At 60.5% G+C, this 3,576-nt stretch carries 5 protein-coding genes; 4 read left to right on the forward strand and 1 reads right to left on the reverse strand.

What is annotated here, in order from left to right; translation table 11 throughout:
* The 3 genes from AAC035_RS19595 to AAC035_RS19605 form a co-directional block, all read left to right on the forward strand.
* Positions 1 to 159 (forward strand): TOBE domain-containing protein (locus AAC035_RS19595; protein WP_339806803.1); only part of this gene is annotated, 159 nt, incomplete at its 5' end.
* A 16-nt stretch (positions 160 to 175) separates the two neighbouring features.
* Entirely contained in the window at positions 176 to 1,090 is a 915-nt protein-coding gene (locus tag AAC035_RS19600; RefSeq protein WP_339806804.1) for an ABC transporter permease subunit, read from the forward strand.
* Positions 1,083 to 1,904 carry an ABC transporter permease subunit gene (locus tag AAC035_RS19605; protein ID WP_339806800.1) on the forward strand — a complete coding sequence of 274 codons (822 nt, stop codon included), beginning with the start codon at positions 1,083 to 1,085 and terminating at the stop codon, positions 1,902 to 1,904. Before AAC035_RS19600 ends, AAC035_RS19605 begins: the two co-directional genes overlap by 8 nt.
* A 15-nt stretch (positions 1,905 to 1,919) precedes the next feature.
* Here the strand turns inward: AAC035_RS19605 and AAC035_RS19610 are convergent, their stop codons facing one another.
* Positions 1,920 to 2,645, reverse strand: coding sequence for an extensin family protein (locus AAC035_RS19610; protein ID WP_339806801.1), 726 nt, complete (start codon positions 2,643 to 2,645; stop codon positions 1,920 to 1,922).
* Positions 2,646 to 2,832: 187 nt separating this feature from the next.
* On the opposite strand from AAC035_RS19610, the gene AAC035_RS19615 reads away from it, so the two are divergent.
* The coding region (locus AAC035_RS19615) for an MFS transporter (RefSeq protein ID WP_339806802.1) at positions 2,833 to 3,576 on the forward strand (744 nt) is incomplete at its 3' end.

Raw genomic sequence — 3,576 nt, forward strand, 5'->3', positions numbered from 1 at the left:
TATCTGGGCGACATCACCTCCTATTACGTAAAGCTGGCCAGCGGCAAGCGCGTACAGGCCACCATGGCCAACGTGGAGCGTCGCGGTGAGCGGCCCACCTGGGGCGACACCGTATTCGTCTCCTGGGAAGCCTCCAGCCCGATTCTGCTGTGGAACTGAGATGGCCAGACCACTGATGACAACATTGCTCGCTGAGCGGCTGCGTGCCCTGCTGTTCCACCGTCGGGTGGTGTTCGGCATTCCGTTCCTGTGGCTGCTGCTGTTCTTCCTGATGCCCTTCGCGCTGGTGCTGAAAATCAGCTTTTCCAGCGCGGTCATGGCCATTCCGCCCTATCAGCCGGTGGTGCAGTTTGTCGATGACACCTTCTCGGTGGTGCTCAACTTCGGCAACTATCTGTTTCTGGCCTCCGACAGCCTGTATGTGGCCGCCTACTGGGGCTCGGTGAAAACCGCCTTTATCGCCACTCTGGTGTGCCTGCTGATCGGCTACCCCATGGCCTACGCCATGGCCCGGGCCCCCAAACACTGGCAGCTGGTGCTCCTGCTGCTGGTACTGCTGCCCTCGTGGACCTCTTTCCTGATTCGGGTTTATGCCTGGATGGGTATTCTCGGGCAGCAGGGCCTGCTGAACGCCCTGTTGTTGTGGCTGGGGGTGATCAGCGAACCACTGCGAATGCTGAACACCAACTTCGCGGTGATTCTGGGCATTGTCTACGCTTACCTGCCCTTTATGGTGCTGCCCATTTACACCAATCTGGTGAAGCTGGACCTGCGCCTGCTGGAGGCGGCGTCGGACCTGGGTTGTCGCAGTCTGACCACCTTCTGGGCGGTGACCCTGCCCTTGTCGAAAGCCGGCATCATCGCCGGCTCCATGCTGGTGTTTATTCCGGCGGTGGGTGAGTTCGTGATTCCGGAACTCCTCGGCGGTCCGGACACCCTGATGATCGGCAAGGTGTTGTGGGAAGAGTTCTTCAACAACCGCGACTGGCCGGTGGCTTCGGCCCTTGCCATTGTCATGCTGGCGTTGCTGCTGGTGCCGATTGTGCTGTTCCACCGCTTCCAGGCACGGGAGATGGAACGCAATGGTTAAGGCACGGGCGTTCAGTTTCTCCGGCGTGATGCTGATTGTCGGCCTGCTGTTTCTGTACCTGCCGATGTTCGTGCTGATCGTCTACTCGTTCAACGCATCGCGGCTGGTCACCGTGTGGGCGGGCTTCTCCACCCAGTGGTACGTGGCCCTGTTCCAGGACCAGCAGATACTCTCAGCTGTGTGGATGAGCCTGCAGATTGCCTTCTACGCCGCCAGCATGGCGGTGTGCCTGGGCACCCTGTGCGCGTTCGTGATCACCCGCTTCCAGCGGATGCGGGGGCGTACCCTGCTGTCCAGCATGATCACCGCGCCGCTGGTAATGCCGGAAGTCATCACCGGATTATCGCTGCTGTTGCTGTTCGTGCAGCTGGCACAGATCACCGGCTGGCCCGCAGACCGGGGCATGGTCACCATCTGGATCGCCCACACCACGTTTTGCAGTGCCTACGTAGCGGTGGTGGTCAGCGCCCGCCTGCGAGAGGTGGACCGTTCCATTGAGGAAGCGGCCATGGACCTGGGTTGCACGCCACTGAAGACCTTTTTCGTGATCACCCTGCCGGTGATCACACCGGCCCTGATCTCCGGCTGGTTGCTGGCCTTCACCCTGTCGCTGGATGACCTGGTGATCGCCAGCTTCGTCTCCGGCCCCGGCGCCACCACATTGCCGATGGTGGTGTTTTCCTCGGTGCGGATGGGTGTATCACCCAAGATCAACGCCCTGGCAACGCTGATTATCCTGACCGTGTCGCTGATTGCGTTTGTGGCCTGGTACTGGATGCGGCGGGCGGAGAAGCGGCGATTGAACGGTAGTTAAAGCGGACAACGGTAACTAACGGCAAATCCCGAAGCTGCTGGTGTCGAAATGGAAATGGTTTTCGTGAGGCTGGTTGTAGTCGGGGCCGAGCACGGTCCCGAAGTACCCGCAGGCACCCTCATGCAAACGACGCAGAAAAGCCGCTTTATCCGGGTGGTCCGCGCTGTCCCAGTGGGTCAGCACGCTGACCGTGCGGCCATCCGCCAGACGGAAACCGGCCACATCAAAAGCAGACGCGGTGGCGTGCTGGCTGAGGCGGGCGTTTTCCCGGTGGTAGATGTTGCGACAGGCAAAACTGCCGAAATGGTCCACCATGATCACCTGGGTACCCAGTAGTTCCTCCGCCAGGGGCTGTAACTGCTGGCGCTCGAACATAGTCCAGACCACTGCCAGCGGACAGGTGACAGTGAAGGGCGCATTGAAGCGGACACCGGTTGCCTGTACCCGTACCACATTGGTCAATGGGCAACCGGCCACTGGCGTGTAATCCTCCAGCGCCAGGAAATCGAGTTCCTCACGCTCATCGGCTGCCAGCACCGCCAGGCACTGCTCCGGCTCATTGTTGAGGCGAGCCAGTTTCCAGCCGGTTACCAGCGTCATGTCATGATCAAGTTTCAGTGGCTCCCAGGGGTTCCAGGCCGGTGGCAACTGCTCCCAGGGACGCAGGCCAATCACCGCTGCCATCAGCACCAGTAACGTTATGATCGCCAACTTGCGAAACAACGCACGGAGCCGGCTCACTTCATCAGACTCCTCAGAATTCCTCGCACATTACCTTTATATTCGAGACTACATCGCAAGCTGACTCATAGCAAACTGTTCATCACCAACCTCAAAAAGCCGGACTATACTCATGGGCGGCGTCGACCGTTGAGTGGTTACCCAGGTCCGCTGAGGCTTCAAATCCAATAATAATGGCAGAGTTCTGATGACACGCAGAGTTTCCCCCAGTGCCGCACCCGGCAGCGGCGCTAACGAGAGTACCGGCAATTCCATCTTCTTTGGCTGGGTCGTTGTGGCCGCTGCATTTTGTGTCACCCTGGTGGGCTTCGGCAGTGCCTATTCCTTCAGTGCTTTTATTGACGCCCTGCAGCAGGACTTTGGCGCCTCCCGGGGTGCAGTGGCACTGGTGTTTTCCCTGGCCGGTTTTCTGTACTTCAGCCTGGGTGTGATCACCGGCCCCATGGCGGACCGCTGGGGTTCCAAACCACTGGCCATTACCGGCATGGTATTGGTGTCCGCCGGGCTGTTTTTCTCCGGTCTGGCCAATTCCCTGCCCCAGATCTATCTGGCTTATGGCCTGGGTATCGGGCTGGGCGTGGGTTGTGCGTATGTGCCTGCCGTCGGTGCCGTGCAACGCTGGTTTCTTCGACGGCGGGGATTTGCCTCCGGGCTGGCAGTCAGTGGCATTGGCATAGGCACGCTGGTCATGCCTGCACTGGCCACGCTGGTGATTGAAACGGCGGGCTGGCGGCAGGCCTATTTTGTACTGGCCGGCATTGCTGTGGTGCTGGGTGTGGGTATGGCGTTTCTGCTGGAGAACGACCCCGGCAAACGCGGCCTGGGACCCCGCGGCCCGCGAGCTCGGGGTCCACAGACACACGTTGCGGACGCGGATGGCTCAACTCGGCGAACTGCTGGCGCTCGATCTGTCGACCTTCGCCGCGCGCGC

The sequence above is a fragment of the uncultured Marinobacter sp. genome (assembly GCF_963974375.1).
Lineage (GTDB): Bacteria > Pseudomonadota > Gammaproteobacteria > Pseudomonadales > Oleiphilaceae > Marinobacter.